The sequence below is a fragment of the Desertibacillus haloalkaliphilus genome (genome assembly GCF_019039105.1).
GTDB classification, from domain to species: Bacteria; Bacillota; Bacilli; order Bacillales; family KJ1-10-99; genus Desertibacillus; species Desertibacillus haloalkaliphilus.
In genome coordinates, this window is record NZ_JAHPIV010000163.1 from 1 (window position 1) to 427 (window position 427).

Consider the following 427-nt stretch of genomic DNA (forward strand, 5'->3'; position numbering starts at 1 on the left):
GTCCTGCTACTTCACTCATCGGTGTTAGTAATGGTAAGGTCCCATTGACTTCAACTGTTTCATACGCTATTGCTACTACTTCATTTTTCACAAGTGCCTCCGTCAAGAATGGTTCTGCGGCCAAATGCAGATACGTGAAGAGGATTAACCCTTTTCTAAAAAAACAATATTCTTCTCGCATAGGTTCTTTGACTTTCATAACCATTTCCGCTTCCTTCCACACTTGTGCTGCATGTGGTCTTAGCATAGCCCCTGCTTCTTTATAGTCGTCATCAGTAAAGCCACTTCCTCTTCCTGCTCCACTTTCAATTAAAACTGTATGTCCTGCTTGGGTAAAAGCCAAGACACCCGCAGGGGTTATGGCTACACGGTTTTCGTTGTTTTTAATTTCTTTAGGCACTCCAATTATCACGATGCTTCCTCCTAC

Annotated in this window: 1 pseudogene; it reads right to left on the reverse strand. The window is 42.9% G+C overall.

Annotated elements, in window-relative coordinates:
* Positions 1 to 412, reverse strand: a pseudogene (locus tag KH400_RS21350) (alanine dehydrogenase); the annotation flags it as partial.
* Positions 413 to 427 lie beyond the last annotated feature (15 nt).